Raw genomic sequence first — 15,813 nt, 5'->3', positions numbered from 1 at the left:
GCCGGCGCCTGGCGCCGGCTGCGCGCGTGTTACGAGCGCTCGTTCCAGCTGTCGGCGTGGATGATGTTGCCGTCCTTGTACGACCAGGTGATTTTCTCGTAGCGCAACTCGATGTCTTCGAGGTGGTTGTGTTTTTCGTAGGCCGGGTTCTTGATGTCCAGCATCTTGGGCGTCACGCCAACCACCTTCACGTTTTCCAGCTTGGTGTTGAAGTATTCCTTTTCCTTGCCGGCGTCGTCGATCTTGTACCACTTGATCTCGATCGACTTCAGGGTCTGGCCGCTGGTGACCGCTTTGTACAGATAGGGGGTCGATGCGTCAGTTTCCTTGGTGAACAAGATCGGCTTGTGCACGCGCGTGCCGGTCAGCTTGCCGGTGTTGGAGTCGGTCGGGATATTGACAGCGTGGTCAAAGGCGACGACTTCGACGCTGCCCTCGCGGCCGGACACGGTGACCGAACCCTTGACATCGGCACCGCCATCGTCCTTGATCCACATGTACGCGGGAATTGCCATTTCTTCTTACTCCTTCTGCTGGAATGAACAGGCCGACTGGCCCGAGGGTGTCCGATTGTCGTGACGGTCATCGCGACAATCGGGGACAAGCGTGATCTCGACACGGCGGTTCGCAGCGCGCCCCGCTTCGGTGTCGTCGGTGGCCTTAGGCCGAGTGTCCCCGTAGCCCTGGATCGCAAAGTGCGTGAGTGGCAGGCCAGCGGCATCGGCCAGCCAGTCGCGCACCGACGCGGCACGTGCCTCGGAGAGTTTGAGGTTGCTGTCCGGGTTGCCGGTGGTGTCGGTATGTCCGGCCACCAGCACGCGCTTGTCCGGATGCGCCTTGATCATCTCGAGCGCGCCAATCAGCACCCGGTTCGAACCGGGATTCAGGACGGCGCTGCCGCTCTTGAAGAGGGACAGGCTGTCGAGCTCGATGGTCGAGGGTGGCGGTGCGGGGGGCTGATACGCGGCGATCAGCGTGTTGAGCGGGGTGAGCAATGGGACGCCCCGATAGAAACCCAGGCCCAGGCGCGGTGGCACGCCAGCGCGGGCATACCGCTCAAGTTCGTCGCGGTCGCGCTTGATGGCCCGCAGCGCATCGACCCGGGCGGCGTCGTGCTCTGGGCTGATGGCGCGATAGCGCGCCATATCGTCGATGACGCGCGCCACCAGCGCCCGGTTCTGCCAGGCCGAGGCCGCGCAGGCGGCACAGAATGCCAGCGCCAGCCAGGCAAAGGCATGTCCCAAGGCACGCGGCAAGGTTCGTCGCACTGGCTGCAGGGCGATGCCCTGGATCAGGGGCTCCGGCAACGGGTAAGCTGCACGCCGGCCATCCCGGCTGTGCCGGGCGAGTTGGCTCAGGGCTGTCGTCTGCTCGGTGAAACGGGCCAGTAGCGAGTTTGCAGCGGGGATTCCGACGACGGTGGTCACGCCGAATGCTGCGACGCGCACCGGGCGCCCATGCCGGATTCCATCGCGCTGATTCTCGACGAAGGCGGGCAGCAGCGCGCCAGCGGCCCACCGTGCCAGGGTGTCAAGACGCGTGGCGCGATGCATGCGGGCCTCGCGATCCAGCGGAACTGCGGCTTGCGCATACTGCAGGGCGTGCGTGGCGACGCTGGTCGCCAGGGTCTCGCCCGACACCATCTCCATGCCAGACATCCCAAACCAGGGGCAGTCGTCCGGCGTACCGTCCGCCTCTTCGGCATACACGGCGACGCAGACCGGCAACGCATAGCCGACCGCGCGGCTGGCCTCTCCGATGGCCGAGCGCCAGCGCCTGAGCCCTGCGTTCAGCGTACCCGCATTGTCGGCCTGGTCGGCGCCAATCAGATAGGCGACGGCATCCGGACCCTGCTCCTCGCGCCATCGCTTGAGGGCATCCGCCACATGAGCCAACCGGGTCGGATCGTCGACACGCACCCAGATCGCGGTGTCGGTGATCCGAACCATCGCATCGCCAAAGGCCTGCGCCGGGGCGCCGGTGGCATCTCCCACGGTCAGCACCAGCGGCGTATTGCGCCGGATGTCGCCGGGCAGCGCATCCAGCGATGCCCTGACAGCCTGCAGCACCGGCGCCGCAGCACGCCGGCGCGCATGCAGCCGCCGGGTGACAACGATGATCGCGAGCAGCGCCAGGGTGATCGTAAAGGCGGCGAGCAGCAGATTCCACCTCGACGCCCAAGGCGAGCTGAATGCCAGCCAGGCGAGCGCGAGTGCCGCGATCCAGGCAAACAATGTACGGTAGGGGTAGCCGGTCACGACACCCCTTTCAGCTCGCGAGCCGGGTGATCGCCGCAGCCAGCCACCGATCGAGCGCAACATAGACCAGACCCGCGCCAACGCCGGCGGTGACCACCCAGGCAAGCGGCGACAGTTGGCGCCATCGAGGTGTCTTGCCGACGGTCACCAGCACCGGGCCGGAAGCGTTTCGCCAGCCGGCGCGATCCAGGCGTTCATCGATGGCGCGCATGAGGGCGGTGCGGGCGCTGGCGCCCTCCAGGGCATATCGGCCCCGAAAACCCAGCCCGAGGACGGCGTGGAACACGGCGAGCAGCGGCAGCACCGGCTGCGGATCGGCCAGGCGCCGCTCGATGCGGGCAATCAGCATCTCCCCGGCATTGTGGCTCTGGAACTGCGCTACCTGCATTGGCTCACGCTCCCAGGCGTCGCGGTCGGCGCCCTGCAGCCGACCTAGCGCTACCTCGTCCAGCAGGGCGCACTGGGCATAGGCGGCGTCTTCTATCACGTCGACCGGCTGGCCGCTCGCCACGAATTCCTCGCGCAGGCGGGCTACCTGTTCGACACACTTTGCCCGGAACGTTTCGAAGCCAGCGGTCGGTCTGGCGGAGTCGGCGAGTTCCGTGACGGTCAGCGCTGTGTCGCGCAGTGCGAGCGGGAGCATCATGGCGGGGGTACGCATGGTGGAGGGACTCATGCCGGCAATACCGCGAAGAGTTCGAGCGACACGTCCGGCAACGAAGCCGGCACGTAGAATTGGCAGGCCCGTGCGTCCAGCATGCGCTTGAACGCCGGGTGGGCGCTGTCGAGCGCAAAGTACTGGTTCTCGATGCGCACCGGAATGGCGGCGGGCAGGCGCGACATCGTGCGCAGCGGAATGCCGGGCAGCGCGGAGTTGACGATCTGTTCCACCTCGTCCGGTGCCCCGGCCTTGCATAGGCGCGGCAGTTGTTCAAGCAGCGTGTGGGCCGGCAGTCCAGCCTGCACGGACAGGTAGTACTCGGCCCCTTCGACCAGCCGTTCGTCAAGGATCTTGCCTACCCAGACCGTGGGCCGGGCACGTTCGAGTGCCACCGGCACCACGCGCGATGGGATCACCGTGTCAAGCAGGGTGCGGATCAGCGATTCCAGTTCCGCGAACACCGGTTCGGGGGCGAGATGGTCATAAGCCGGAATGGCCTGGAGGGTCTCGGTGGTGGAGAAGGTCAGTAGTGCCCCGGCCAGCCGGGCCAGGGTGCCGTAAAGTCGTTCGGGATGCTGCTGCGGGGCCGCATGCAGGCGCGCCAGATCCGGCCAGCTGCTGTTCACGCTGTGCAGCAGCCAGAATAGGGCCACATCGGCAACCGCGTAGTCGGCGATCTGGTCGGAACGTTCGCGCCGCCGCACGGCCAGACTCGCGCTCTTGGCGCTCAGGATTTCCGATAGCCGGCCCATTCGCTCGGTGAGCCGGTCGCTGGCCGACAGGAACAGGCAGGGCGGCACAAAGGCCGGATCGAGTTCGAAGCGTCCTTGAGGGGTGCGTACCAGTCGGGCAATCGCGCAGGTGACGTAGTCGCCGATTGCCTCGAAGTCAAAGAGGAGCGCGAGCGCATGCCGCTCGACGCTGATCTCTTCCTTGCCTTCCCCGTGCAGGTCGGCGACTTCCCGGTATTCCCGAATGAAGCGGCGCGGGCGCGCGGGCCGGTCGCCGGCTTCGACACAATTGCCGCCTTGCGCATCAACAAGGGCCAGGCCGACCAGCACGACCACCGCGTCGACGGTGGCCGGCACATCGCCAAGATCGCGTGCCGAGGGCGTCAGGTCCGCGAGATCGGTATCGATGACGGTGCCATCCGGCAGCCGCAGGGCCAGGGCGCTCACCGCCAGCCGATGGATCGACAGGGCCTGTTGGTCGAGCCCGACGCGCACGACGCCCCAAGGATCGGGGCAGACAAGGCGTGCGACGTACTCGTCGGCATAGCGGTCCCACAGCGCTTGTTGCTGGAAATGCTGCGGGGTCATGAAAATCCCTTGCGCCCACAGCGGTCTTGTTATCTTCATCGTGCTCGGCTGGTATGCGGAAAGGTTTTCCGCATGGGTGATGCCGCACGGTGGCCATGCGCCAGCGTGCGGCGGGACTCAAGTCACTTGGCGATATATCGAGATCGCCGTTGAAACTGGCTGCGGTCGCTCAGTTCTTCGCCTTGGGCATCTGCGACACCAGCGACAGATTGATGTCCATCCCTTCGATCTGGAAGTGCGGCACGATGAAGAGCTTGACGCGGAAGAAGCCCGGGTTGTCCTCGATGTCCTCGACCATCACCTTGGCTTCTCGCAGCGGGTGCGAAGCCTGCAACTCGTCGCCCGGATCGGTCATCTCGGTCACGAGCGTCTTGACCCAGGTATTGAGCTCCAGCTCCAGCAGGCGGCGGTCCTTGGTGGTACCGATGTTCTCGCGCTGAATGAGCTTCAGATAGTGGGCGATCCGCGACAGCAGGAAGATGTACGGCAGGCGCGCATTGACGCGACTGTTGGCGGTCGCCTCCTTGGTGTCGTAGAGCGCCGGCTTCTGGGCCGAGTGAGCGGAGAAGAAGCACGCGAAGTCGTGGTTCTTGTAGTACGACAGCGGGATGAAGCCCAGGTTGGCGAACTCGAACTCGCGGGTTTCCGGGATCAGCACTTCGGTCGGGATCTTGGCCTGGTTGCCGGTGCCCAGATCGTAGAGGTGAATCGGCAGGTCTTCGACCAGGCCGCCCGCCTGCGGGCCGCGGATCTGCACGCACCAGCCGTTCTTGATGAAGCTCTGCACCATGTTCGCGGCAAAGGCGAACGAGGCATTGGCCCAAAGGTAGCGGGTATGGTCCGGTCCTTTGACGGCCTCCGTGTAGTTGAAGGCACGTACCGGCACGGTTTCCGGACCATAGGGCAGGCGAGCCAGGAAATTCGGCAGAGTCAGGCCGATATAGCGCGCGTCGTCGGACTCGCGGAAGCTTTTCCACTTCAGGTATTCGGCGCGATCGAAGTAGTTGCCGATGTCGCGGATGCTGGCTACCTCTTCCATCGACTCCTTGCCGAAGAACGCTGGCGAGACGGAGCCGATGAACGGCATGTGCGCCGCGGCCGAGACCTTGGAGATATTGCGCAACAGGGCGATGTCCTGGGGGCTGCGGTCGAACGCGTAGTTCGAGATGATCGAGCCGATCGGCTCGCCGCCCGGCGTGTCGTATTCCTGGATGTAGGTATGCAGGTACAGGCCGCTCTGGATGACCTCGGGGGTATCCTCGAAGTCCTGGCGCAGCGCATCCTTCGAAACATCCAGCACTTCGATCTTGACGTTCTTGCGGAAGTCCGTGCGATCGACCAGGAACTTGAGGCCACGCCAAGCCGATTCGATCTGCTGGAACGTCTCGTTGTGCATGATCGCGTCCAACTGGCGGCTGATCTGCTGATCCAGGTGCTCGATATGGAAATCGAGCAGGCTCTTGTCGAGGCGATCCACCTGCTGCGACGAGTCCTGGATCATCTTCAGGAAAACGTTCATCGCCTGGGCGACGCGTTCATCCAGCGACGATTCTGAGAGCGCATCGGCGCTCTGGAACGACTCCACAGGGCGCGTGGCCTTGACCGGCGTCAGGTTGATTTTCTCGCACAGCGATTCATAGACGCTCTTGCCGGGCGCATCCAGGACGACGGTGTCGGTTTCGCCAGGGGCGTGGGCGGTGATTTCATGCTTGGCCATGGGTTGGTTCCTCAAGGAAGGCAGTTACTGGACGGACGGGGAGGCCGGGGCGGCGTGGCCGATATTCTGCAGATCGGTACGCAGGCGCTCGGACAGGGCCGGGTCCTTGAGAATTTTCTCGAGTTCGCGGCGAAACATCGCGTTGTCGAGCAGGTTCGATTTCAGGTCGCGCAGCAGATTGCGTGCCGCCATCAGGGCGCGCAGTTCGGGTACCTTGCCGGCCACCACTTCCGGCTTGAAGTCGTCCATCGACTTGAAATCGAGATCGACCGGCAGCTCCGAGCCATCGCTGGCGAGGGTGTTGTCGACCGCGATCCTGGCCTTCGGGTTGAAGTCGGCGAGGACCGAGTTGAAGTTGTTCTTGTTGATCGAGACCTTCTCGCGTTCGGCAAGCGCTCGCGCGTCCTGACTGTTGCTGTAGTCGCCCATCACCAGCAGCTTGAGCGGCAGCTCCACCTTCTTCTGCGCGCCACCGGTATGCAGGTCCAGCTTGATATTGACGCGTGCCTTGGGCACTTCGTTCTGGAAACTCTCAGCCATTATTCTGATCCTTTTTAATTCTGACTTTAACGGTTTTTATTGCTGCTTGAAAAACGATGGGTACGGCGCTTGTTTTTAATTTATATCACGTAATTCATCGAAAGAAAATCAGAGGAATCTTAATTGGATTGATTTTTTGTCGAAGATCGTGAATCAATGTTAATGCGGAGACAAAGGGGTTCTCTCCATAAGAAAAAGCGTTTATCGTGCGCCGCAAGGCGCTGTGTGTCGAGCGATGCACGGCCTGTGAAAAAGGGTTCGATCACGCTGACAACGGAGCGCAAGCAATGGCGGATCTGGGTAGGGAACTGAGGACTTACGGTGATGCCCTGCTCAGGGGACTGACCGGGCGGCAGGCATACTTTCTCGAGGTGCCGGGCACAGCCAGCGCCGCCGCGCTGTCGGTGGTGTCGTTCGAGGCAGTGGAGCGGATGGGCGAGCCCTATGCCGTCACTATCCAACTGACGCATCCGCTTGAGCTTGATCGAGCCGGGTATCTGGGCAAAGACGCGACCTTCCTGATCGCTCCCGCCGACGGCAGCGAGCCACGCAAGTTTGCCGGCTGCATCACGCGCTTCTCCAAGACCCGCCAGACCCGGGATTTCTGCGGCTACGAGATCGTCGTGGAGCCGCTCGTCGCGCGGCTGCGGCTCACGCGCGCCAGCCGCATCTACCAGCAGCAGACCGCGCCCCAGATCATCGAGGCCATCCTGCGTCGCCACGACCTCAAGGGCCACCAGTTCGCCTTCAAGACGCGGCGCAAGTACCCGCAGCACAAGTTGCGTATGCAGTACCAGATATCAGATTGGGACTATATCCGGCTGCTGATGGAGCAGGAGGGCCTGTACTGCTATTTCATCCATGGCGAGTTCGGCGAGATGATCGTGTTCGGCGATGACATCGACCATTACCTCTACCAGCCGGAGCTGCGAGTGCCCTATCGCGAGACGGCGGGACTGGAATCAGGCCAGGAAACGGTGTTTTCGCTCAGGACCCATGCGCGGACCATCCCCGAGTCATTCCGGGTCGCGGACTTCAATCCCGACAAGGCATGGGAACGCCCCGCCGGAGAGGCCGATGTCGCGAAGGAAAGGACCACCTACGGTCAGTCCTACGTGTATGGCACGCATCACCTGGACTTCGACGACGCCAAGTGGGAAGCGCAGTTGCGTCACGAGGCCGAGTTCGCCGGCCAATTGGTCTACACGGGTGAGAGCAACGTGCTGGCGCTGCGCCCGGCGCGCATCCTGCGACTGGACCTGGCGTTGCCCGACGCGCCCAACGGGCAGGTGGTCACCGAGGTCGTCCACACCGGCGCGCGTGATGCCGCCTACCGCAACACCTACAAGGCCATTCCCTCGGACCGGCGCTTCCGGCTGCCGATGGACGAAGCCAACTGGCCGCGCATCCCCGGCACGCTCAGCGCCCGCATCACCTCGCCGGGCCAGTACAAGTATGCCTACCTGACCCAGGATGGTCATTACATCGTCCGCTTCGATTTCGACTTTGACGCCTGGCCCAATGGCGGCGAGAGCGTGCCGCTGCGCCTGGCCAAGCCGTTCGCTGGGGCGCGGCAGACGGGCTTTCACTTTCCTCTGATCGACGGCACCTATGTGGACGTGGCGTTCCGAGACGGCAACCCGAACAAGCCATACATCGCCAGCGTGCAGCACACCAGCCAGCACCCTGACCTGATCACCAATCAGGATCGCTGGCTGTCGCGCAACGTGATTCGCACGCAGAGCAACAACAAGCTGCGGTTTGAGGACTGGGAGGGGCAGGAGGGGATCAAGCTCTCCACCGAGTATGGCAAGACCCAGCTCAACCTGGGGTATCTCGTTGATCATCAGAAGAAAAAGCGGGGAGACGGCTTCGAGTTGCGCACGTCGGGCTGGGGGGCGGTCCGGGGCGGCAAGGGATTGTTCCTTTCCGCGGACGACCAGCCGGGAGCGAATGGGCAGCAGTTGGACATGCAAGGCACGCAGAAGCAGTTGAACCTTGCGCTTGAGCAGATGCAGGCAATGGCGAAGGCCGCGCAGGCGGCTCAGGCGCACGCCGCCGAGTTCGAGAAGCAAAAGCAGTTGTTTGAGCAGACCCTGAATGAACTCAAGGGGGCAGGTTTGCTTGCCACTGCTCCGGCAGGCGTGGCGTTGACGAGCGGTTCGCATCTTCAGGTGTCGGCCACTGGGAACCTGTTTGCTACTGCCGGCGGCAATGCTGATATCGGCGTCATCAGGAAGTTCACGGTTGCCGCAGGCGAGGCGGTTTCGCTGTTTGCGCAGAAACTGGGCATGAAGCTGTTTGCCGCCAAGGGCAAGGTCGAAATACAGGCGCAGGACGACGAACTGTCCATGACTGGCCGCAAGGATGTCACAGTGGCCAGCGCCACTGGCAAGGTGTTGGCAGTTGGCGAGAAGTCGGTTGTTCTCGCCAGTGGCGGCGCTTACATCAAGCTGGAGAACGGCAATATCGAGATCGCTTGCCCGGGGGACCTGAAATTCAAGTGCGCGACCTTTCAGAAGGTGGGGCCAGCGAGCTTGAACATGAAAATGCCAGTACTGCCACGCACTGCGTTGCCCGAGACGCCTTCCACGTTCAATTTAATGATGCCGGACGTCCCTGGTGAGCACGGAGGCCACCTCGTGCATACCCCATGGACCATCGTCCAGGCCGAGAGTCCAGAAGAGGCCCTGCTGGACTTTGAACCTTTGCTGAAAGGACGGGTAGACGCTGCTGGAAAACTGCCACTGACATCCGCGGAAATGGAAAGGCTCAAGGCTGCCTATGACGAGACGCCGAATCAGATGTGGGTCGTTGCGAACGGCCGGGCCCATGAATTGGTACTGGACCAGGAGTTGGCGAGCTGGAGCAGCCGTCAAGCCTATCAGAGTGCCATCAATGCAATGGGCTATACCGATGCAATGGGTAGCATCAACGGCACGGATATCGATGGCTCGGCTGGCGCTCACATCGCCGATGTACTAAAGGTCGGTGGCAAGGCCGCGCTGAATAAGATAAAGGGGGTCTGAGTCGTGCCGGATAACACCGACAAGAGGCGTCAAGTTCATCAGATCGTTGGCACGGATGGCAGCCCATATAAAGCCGCGGTGACCAGCTCCCTCCACGTTGTGGATGGATTTTCCGTGCCACTCGAAGGGAACCAGGTCAAGCCATATATTTGTGGGAAGGACTATTTTTCCGACCTGATCAAAGATATTGCTGGTGCCACGGAAAGCATCTATATCGCAGGATGGCAAGTCAATTGGGATGCTCAGCTCGCGCCTGGCAAACGCTTGTACGACGTTCTGCTTAGCGCGGCCAAGGCAAAGCCACGCCTCAAGATCTATGTCATGCCGTGGGATGACTCTCCACCGGTGCAGACCTACGACGATCAAACCAAGAGCGCGCTGGAAAGCATCAATGACACGTTGCGGCGCGGAGTCGAGGGCAAGCAAGTCTACGTTCAGTTGTCGGCTTCGGTGTCACCCCGGAATAGGGATTTCTACAGTCATCATCAGAAGCAGGTCGTGATTGACCGGAAGATCGGTTACGTCGGCGGCATCGATCTCGCCTATGGTCGATATGACGATGCGCAGTTCACCCTGCGTGCGGACGCGGATGGTCGAAAGGGGTTGAATCGCTACAACGCCTGCGTGGCTCCGGTGGGTAAAGTCACCGATGGTGAAGTGGAGGTCGTCGATCCAGATCTCATGAGTGGCCCATGGGACACCGCTGCAGGGGTGCCGTATCTCGTTAAGACGAACAAGAAAATCGCACGCGAGGCTATTGAACGAGGCGCTTATCAGAAGCCATACAGCGGCAATATAGCGAAGGACAAGCCCGGTGTGCCACTGTCTACAACGCTCGACGGACTGGATGTGGCCATCCAGCCCCGCCAGCCTTGGAATGATGTCGAGGTGCGCATTGAGGGACCGGCTGTCGCGGAGCTCACGCGGAATTTCGTGAGCCGCTGGAACCACGGTGCAAAGAAGGACTTCCCCAAGCTGACAAACGCGGAAAAACCGGTCCAAAGCAAAGGTGGCTGCGTGGTTCAGGTGCTGCGTAGCGCTCCGCCGGCGATGTGCGATAGCGGCAAGACCCAAAGTGATCATCTGCAGGCAATGCGGTTGCTGATCGACCATAGCACGCACTTCATCTACATCGAGAATCAATTTTTCGTCTCGAACTTCAGCAGTGCTCAGGTGAAATCGGGTTCGGCGCGGACGATTGACGGCGCCCAATCGGACTGGAACCCGAGCCCGTCGCCGGGCCCCGGCTATGTAGGGCCAGGCGCGGAGGTGTACAGCATGGTCTCGGCGAAGGCTACCCGCTGGGGCTACGACGGCGATGACGAAGGAATCCAGAACGACATTTGCCAGTGCATTGGAGACCGGATAAGGCGGGCAATCTTTGACAACCCTGATGGGGAGCCATTTCACGTCTATATCACGCTGCCTGTACATCCGGAAGGGAAGCTGAATGATGGGGCGGTGCTATGCCAGGTGCATTGGACGATGCAGACGCTGGTGTTCGGGCGGTTCAGTCTGTTGAACCGGATTCGCCGGCACTTGTGGGCGAAGCGGGAGTTCGATGCAAATAAAGGCACGTGCAAGACCGTCAAGGAATTGGCATCCCTCAAGGCGGCGGTTTGCAGGGAGAGCGAGACGACGAATGATTATAAGGATATTAAGATTTCTGAGTGCTTCAGGTACGTCACGCTATTGAATCTCCGTAACTGGACCAAGCTGGGCGAACGCTATGTGACAGAACAGGTCTACGTGCATTCGAAATTGATGATTGTGGATGATCGTTATGTGCTGCTAGGCAGTGCCAATATCAACGATCGGAGTTTGCTGGGGGATCGTGACTCAGAGCTTGGAGTGCTGATTCTGGACACTAAACAGGGCAGTAAGGATGTGCTTGATGACGGTCGACCCCGCCTGGTGCGGAACTTCGCGCACCATCTACGGGTAGCGGTGTGGGAGAAGATTTTCGGCCTCAACGTGGAAAACGGCAGCAGTAGTGTTCAGCAAGCAACAGAGTTGAAAAACGCCATCCAGCAGCCAGGGAAGCCGGGCAGCTGGAAGAACATTCAAAAAATTGCGGACGCTAACGCAAAGGCTTATGAAGCAGCGTTTCCCTTTATTCCCCAAAATTTTGACCCTTCTGATCCACAAAAGAATACGGAGCGGAAAAGGGGGGCTTCGATCTGGCCCGTCTATCACAGAGGTGAGAAGAATGAGAGAAAGGGGGCAGATTTGACGCTTGCAAGGACAAGGATGCCATTTGACTCGGAATTCTGGAAGGCGCCACCACTCGATGAAAAGCAGGTGGCTGAATTGGGAAATATTAAGGGATTCGCGACGTTGTTTCCTTATGCATGGACCAAGGGTGAGAACAACGATGTGAAGCTAAATTATACTTTGGTTACAGAGGGAGATCCTTTGCCAACAAAGGAAGTTCCCGATGAGAAAAATGCTGCACCCCGGCCAGTTCTGGCCGCAGTCGGGCAGTTGCCTGACAACGGGAGCGCATCATGAGGAATCCCTTCAAGCTAATCAGGTTCCAGTTGGTCTGGATGCTCTTGTCTCTTTGCGCGGGAGTGTGTCAGGCGCAAGTATTTGGATTTAAAACAGACGGGGTGGCCTGGAAAAGTGAGTGTGTTGGGTTATATCAGGTGGACCTGCCAGCGGATTTCCAGCCCCTTGTGAGGACGGTTGGCAGCGTTGTTGGTGACTACGTTAGCGGAAGCGATCAGGTAGCTGAACTTCCGGTTGCATCGGGCAGTAACGTGACGATCAAAGAATTTTATACGGTGCAAAAAAAATTGCACGACGCATATATCAGTAATAAGAAAAATGCGCTTGATGAGGCAAAAAATGCACCGATGACGGATGCAGCGAAAGAGAGGCAGATCTACGGGGAAAGTATTTCCGCGTACCCAATCAGCGACATAAATGCTTTCGCATGGCGAGATGGCCCAGATAGTATTGACGGGTATTTCTACCGTGCTGGCAGGATTTATTCGATCTCAGGACCTCCGAAAGGAAAAGCAAGCCCAGGCGAGCCGACCTTTGAAGAGAAGGTGAAGCTATTCCGGCCACGGGAATTGTTTGAGATTTCTAGTGGAGAGGGCTTGTGTTTGCCATTTTCTTTCATCGGCACGACGTTTCGTGGGCGATTTCTAAGGATCTATCAGAAGGGCGTGCTTGCGAAACACCCGGATATCATGATCTGGGTGGGTGATGGTGCCTGGTGGGATCGTAACGATGACGCGTCGGATTTCCGATTGTCATCAAGCGAAAACAAGAAAAAAAGCCGCGATAGCCTCAGGGTATTTTGGGAGCAACTTCCCCGAGAAAGGGAAATGCGAACTCTCGTTTGGCCATTTCCGTCAGTCAAGATGGCGGACTATGAGGGCTACAGCAGTTTCATCCAAATCACCCGTCAGAATGGGGACGTGGACTATGGATATCGTGCTGTCGCCAATCCGCAGGGTGGTTACTATGCCTTGGACATTCATTTGATTCAACGGTCGGAAGTGGCAAGGCAACGCAATCTTACGCCAATGTCGAAGGAGGAATTCAAGCGGCTAGCGGACGAGGTGGTGGCGTCACTGCGCAAGCGGGAGTGATCATGATGGATGCGGTCTAATTCCGGTAACAACGAGCGTCGGGGCTGCCAGCTATGTCTAATGCGGATTATGCGGGTTATATCAGCGGAATGTTGATCCTGATTGCAGGTGTGCTTGGCGTGACTGTCACGCTCTTGGGCGTGAGTTTAATTGCCCGACGAGGATCGCATCTGCAGCTCGTCATGGCCTGGGCACTCATTTTCTGGGTGCTTCCCATTTGGTTGCTGACGTTGATGACCGAGCGGGATATGTTCAGTTTGGTGTTGCTGTCGCGCACCATTCTCGCGTTGCCTGTCTTCGTTTCGTTGCTCTGGCTGAGGCAGTGCGTGCGTGTGTTCCGACAACGACGGAACGGACTCGCTCCCTATGCCGTATTTCCGTGGGTAGTTGCCGCCGCGGGAGCACTGTTGCTGATTTGCCTGGATGATCAACGGGGATTTCGAAACGCATTGCCCATTAAGTTGGGCGGGACGATCGAAGCCTCCCTGATCTGGCTTGCAATGCTGCTGGTGGCGGTAGGCGTGACGTGGGGAGGGGCCACGGCCATGTGCTGGTTGTGGACGGCCGGACCTGCCGAATTGCCGAAGTGAGCTCGGAGTGCGAGAAGTCATGGGCAGCGGTTGCCATAGTCGGCGCCGCTAAGTAGGAAGCTTGATCTTATATTGTGATGAGATAAAGAAATGAGAGGAATTGTCAGGAAGGGCGACGGAAATTCACATGGCGGGGTAGTTCTCACGGGCTCGGTGACGATGTTGATCGACGGCAGCCCGGTGGCGCGCAAAGGTGATTGGGTGTCTTGCCCAATGCACGGAGAAAACGTGATCGTCGAGGGTGACCCATCGTTTACCGATGATGGCGTTCCGGTGGCCTTTCATGGCCACCGAACTGCCTGCGGGTGCTCGCTGATTTCGTCGGCACCCAATACCGGAATTGCCTGATGCCGATCGACCTCTCCGCATTGCCGGCAGAAGTTGCCTGTGGCGATGATGGGCCTTCGGCGGTGATTTGGCTTGTGTTGTTTATCGTGGTGATGGGTGCCGGTGCCGGTTTGACCTTGTGGTGCTGGCCTGCGGGCAAGTCGGTTCACGAAGGAGTCTTTTGGGCCTGGTTATTTGGTGTTCCGGGCCTTTGCTACGGAGTGATGTTTTCTCTGCGTTATGGGCTGTTCCAGTATGCCCAGATGAAAACGCACATTCGCAACGAAGTGCGAGACGAGGGTTTGCGTGTTGCCATTAGACATGCCCAACAGCCATTGAGCTTACTGGAAATTGCCTATGTCACCGCTCTTGGGGGAGACCGTGTTGCCGAACGCATCGTCGATGGTGAAAGCGTGTTGGAATCGACCTATGTGGATGCCGTCAATGCTCACGTCCGGCACTCGATTCTTATTGAGAGCGAGGACGAGGCTGGCCATGTCGCAAGTGAATTCGCCAGGAAGCCAGCGGCCATCCGGTCGGAATCGGTGTATCAGATGTTGCTCGAACGCATGACGGATGCGCTGCGAGACTTGCCGGCCCGGCTGCATCTGGATGTCTATCTGGTTGCTGACGGGCGGTCAATTGACCCCGCTGAGGCGTTGGTCGGCTGGAAACGCATCTGGGTGGAGATGGGCCTGCGCGGGGAAAATGTCGAGCACACAACGGCAGATTATGGCGTTATGGAAGTGGATAGGTGGCTTGACAATGGTGGAAAGACGGCCCGCGCGATCCTGGTCGTCGCCGCACAACTGTATGACGTGCCGCCATCTGATAGTACCGAGGCTGGCGTGGCTTTGCTATTTGTGACGCAATGCGCTGGACGGCGAGCAGGGTGGGTGGGGAATACTGCGCTGCATCGTCCCGTTGAAGGCACTCTTTCCGATATGGGCGGGGTCCTAGCATCCGCCATGCAATGGGGGCGGGGTTCTGCTGACGAAGCCGGTAGTTTGTGGCAATCCGGCGTGGATAGCGCAACTGGGGCAGCCATCCTGGCTGCCTGGACGAACGCCGGCCGGAACGCGGGTGAAATCCAAGAGGTCGATGCCAGTCTTGGCCATGCGGGCATCGCAGCCGATTGGCTTGGCATTGCACTCGCGAGCGAGCATGCACATCAAACAGGGCGTCCGCAAATGGTTGCGAGCCAGCAACGTGACCTGGTCCGCATGACCATGATCAAATGAAAATCTAACAGCGCATGAAGGTGTCTGACGTTCCCTCTCCCGCTTCAAAGGTCCGCCTGCCCTCTGGGCTACTCTGGGCCTTGGTCTTCGCATGCGCCTTGGCGTGTGTCCTGATTTATCTGCTCGGCGCGACGATTGGCCTGACTACGCCGGAGAGCCGAGGCCGTGCGATGGCATGGGTATTGGGCTGTGGAGCAATCCTGCTGGTTGTGATCCCGCTGTTTTCCTTGGTGGAGTTTCGCAAGGCGGGGCGCGTGGTAGACCAGGCATTGCTTGCCCAGGGGGTCGTGCCGGTCGATTCTGTGGCCGGGTCGGAAGTGCCCGATTCGCTAGCGTGGGCGCCCTTGAGGGAATCGCTGGCAACACGCCTTCGAGCTATCCACGGTTGGCGCTGGCGCCATCGCCAGCCTTGGCTACTGCTCACCGGCGACGATGACGTTATTGAGCACCTGCTGCCCGGCCTTGCCGAAACGGGTTGGCTGATCACCCCTGACGCGGTGCTGCTATGGAGCAAGGGCGGCGAGGG

13 protein-coding genes are annotated in these 15,813 nt (G+C 60.1%); 7 read left to right on the top strand and 6 right to left on the bottom strand.

Annotated features, from left to right (window positions below):
• Positions 1–29 precede the first annotated feature (29 nt).
• From KF708C_RS31820 to tssB, 6 genes are all read right to left on the bottom strand, one after another.
• Positions 30–515 (bottom strand): Hcp family type VI secretion system effector, encoded by a 486-nt coding sequence (locus tag KF708C_RS31820; protein WP_029044159.1) that lies wholly within the window; start codon positions 513–515, stop codon positions 30–32.
• A gap of 6 nt (positions 516–521) precedes the next feature.
• Positions 522–2,258 carry an OmpA family protein gene (locus tag KF708C_RS31815; RefSeq protein ID WP_059415725.1) on the bottom strand — a complete coding sequence of 579 codons (1,737 nt, stop codon included), beginning with the start codon at positions 2,256–2,258 and terminating at the stop codon, positions 522–524.
• Between the two features lie 10 nt (positions 2,259–2,268).
• A complete protein-coding gene (locus tag KF708C_RS31810) occupies positions 2,269–2,919 on the bottom strand; it encodes a DotU family type IV/VI secretion system protein (protein ID WP_059415721.1) in 651 nt (216 codons plus the stop codon).
• Between the two features lie 11 nt (positions 2,920–2,930).
• On the bottom strand, positions 2,931–4,277 hold the full coding sequence (gene tssK, locus KF708C_RS31805) for a type VI secretion system baseplate subunit TssK (RefSeq protein ID WP_082080176.1): 1,347 nt from the start codon (positions 4,275–4,277) through the stop codon (positions 2,931–2,933).
• Between the two features lie 130 nt (positions 4,278–4,407).
• The gene (gene tssC, locus KF708C_RS31800; RefSeq protein ID WP_059415716.1) at positions 4,408–5,955 is read right to left on the bottom strand and encodes a type VI secretion system contractile sheath large subunit; all 1,548 of its coding nucleotides are present in this window, start codon (positions 5,953–5,955) and stop codon (positions 4,408–4,410) included.
• 24 nt (positions 5,956–5,979) lie between these two features.
• Complete coding sequence (gene tssB, locus KF708C_RS31795; RefSeq protein WP_020205598.1) at positions 5,980–6,495, bottom strand: type VI secretion system contractile sheath small subunit; 516 nt, start codon at positions 6,493–6,495, stop codon at positions 5,980–5,982.
• A gap of 287 nt (positions 6,496–6,782) precedes the next feature.
• Here tssB and KF708C_RS31790 point away from each other — a divergent pair, with 287 nt between their 5' ends.
• The 7 genes from KF708C_RS31790 to KF708C_RS36565 form a co-directional block, all read left to right on the top strand.
• Positions 6,783–9,524, top strand: a complete 2,742-nt coding sequence (locus KF708C_RS31790) for a type VI secretion system Vgr family protein (protein WP_082080174.1) — start codon at positions 6,783–6,785, stop codon at positions 9,522–9,524.
• A 3-nt stretch (positions 9,525–9,527) separates the two neighbouring features.
• Entirely contained in the window at positions 9,528–12,035 is a 2,508-nt protein-coding gene (locus tag KF708C_RS35235; protein ID WP_156174046.1) for a phospholipase D-like domain-containing protein, read from the top strand.
• Positions 12,032–13,129 carry a hypothetical protein gene (locus KF708C_RS36210; protein ID WP_155888407.1) on the top strand — a complete coding sequence of 366 codons (1,098 nt, stop codon included), beginning with the start codon at positions 12,032–12,034 and terminating at the stop codon, positions 13,127–13,129. Before KF708C_RS35235 ends, KF708C_RS36210 begins: the two co-directional genes overlap by 4 nt.
• 53 nt (positions 13,130–13,182) lie before the next feature.
• Positions 13,183–13,719 (top strand): hypothetical protein, encoded by a 537-nt coding sequence (locus tag KF708C_RS31775; protein ID WP_156174045.1) that lies wholly within the window; start codon positions 13,183–13,185, stop codon positions 13,717–13,719.
• Positions 13,720–13,809: 90 nt separating this feature from the next.
• Positions 13,810–14,067, top strand: a complete 258-nt coding sequence (locus KF708C_RS35230; RefSeq protein ID WP_081651619.1) for a PAAR domain-containing protein — start codon at positions 13,810–13,812, stop codon at positions 14,065–14,067.
• Positions 14,067–15,287 carry a hypothetical protein gene (locus KF708C_RS36205; protein WP_156174044.1) on the top strand — a complete coding sequence of 407 codons (1,221 nt, stop codon included), beginning with the start codon at positions 14,067–14,069 and terminating at the stop codon, positions 15,285–15,287. Before KF708C_RS35230 ends, KF708C_RS36205 begins: the two co-directional genes overlap by 1 nt.
• 170 nt (positions 15,288–15,457) lie before the next feature.
• Positions 15,458–15,813: hypothetical protein (locus KF708C_RS36565; protein WP_197090458.1), on the top strand; the 356-nt coding region annotated here is incomplete at its 3' end.

The organism is Cupriavidus basilensis (assembly GCF_000876015.1).
Taxonomy (GTDB): domain Bacteria; phylum Pseudomonadota; class Gammaproteobacteria; order Burkholderiales; family Burkholderiaceae; genus Cupriavidus; species Cupriavidus basilensis_B.
Note: the sequence above shows the minus strand (reverse complement) of the source record. Positions and strands in the feature narration are given on the sequence as shown.